Source organism: Streptomyces sp. NPDC001770, from assembly GCF_053596135.1.
Genome location: NZ_JBSFFN010000109.1, coordinates 1 through 1,121 on the forward strand (window position 1 = coordinate 1; position 1,121 = coordinate 1,121).

General features: G+C 71.5%; 1 protein-coding gene. It reads left to right on the forward strand.

The window, feature by feature from the left end:
- The first annotated feature begins 59 nt into the window (after positions 1 to 59).
- Positions 60 to 1,022 carry an electron transfer flavoprotein subunit alpha/FixB family protein gene (locus ACWCSV_RS34565; RefSeq protein ID WP_451149231.1) on the forward strand — a complete coding sequence of 321 codons (963 nt, stop codon included), beginning with the start codon at positions 60 to 62 and terminating at the stop codon, positions 1,020 to 1,022.
- Positions 1,023 to 1,121: the final 99 nt, after the last annotated feature.

A 1,121-nucleotide genomic window follows, 5' to 3' on the forward strand; every position in this document is an offset into this window, starting at 1 on the left:
GGACGGGTCCCCTGCCCTCTCCCTCTTTGATCTCTGGTTTCGCAGGAAGTGGATGTTCCATGGCTGAGGTTCTGGTTTTTGTCGATCACGTGGACGGTGCGGTCCGTAAGCCCACGCTGGAGCTGCTGACGCTGGCGCGGCGGCTGGGTGATCCGGTCGCGGTGGCGCTGGGTGCGGGTGCGGCGGGCACGGCGGGTGTGCTCGGTGAGCACGGTGCGGTGCGGGTGCTGACGTCGGAGGCGGCGGAGTTCGCTCAGTACCTGGTGGTGCCGAAGGTCGACGCGTTGCGGGCGGCGGTCGCGGCGGTGTCGCCGGTGGCGGTTCTGGTGCCGTCGTCGGCGGAGGGCAAGGAGGTCGCGGCGCGTCTGGCGGTGCGGATCGGTTCGGGGATCATCACGGACGCGGTGGACCTGGAGGCGGGTGAGTCGGGTCCGGTGGCGACGCAGTCGGCGTTCGCGGCGTCGTTCTCGGTGAAGTCGCGGGTGTCGCGGGGTGTGCCGGTGATCACGGTGAAGCCGAACTCGGCGCCGGTGGAGCCGGCGGCCGCGGCGGGTGCGGCCGAGGAGCTGGCGGTGGAGTTCTCGGCCGCGGCGACGGGCACGAAGGTGCTGTCGCGGACGCCGCGTGCGTCGACGGGGCGCCCGGAGCTGACCGAGGCCGCGATCGTGGTCTCGGGTGGCCGGGGCGTCAACGGTGCGGAGAACTTCGCGGTGATCGAGGCGCTCGCGGACTCGCTGGGTGCGGCGGTCGGCGCGTCGCGGGCGGCGGTCGACGCGGGCTGGTACCCGCACACCAACCAGGTCGGCCAGACCGGCAAGTCCGTCTCCCCGCAGCTGTACATCGCGTCGGGCATCTCGGGTGCGATCCAGCACCGGGCGGGCATGCAGACCTCGAAGACCATCGTCGCGGTCAACAAGGACGCCGAGGCCCCGATCTTCGAACTCGTCGACTTCGGTGTCGTCGGCGACCTCTTCGACGTCGTGCCCCAGCTCACCGAAGAGATCAACACCCGCAAGAACTGAACCCACCTCCCCGGCCGAAGACACACGCGGGGAACGGCACGACGGCCACGGGCCGGGACCACGCGGACACCCCCGCACGGCCCCGGCCCGTCGCCGTAC

What these genes read in the sequence shown, in the direction of transcription:
- ACWCSV_RS34565 (WP_451149231.1), top strand. Translation starts at nt 60, where the DNA reads ATGGCTGAGGTTCTGGTTTTTGTCGATCACGTGGACGGTGCGGTCCGT.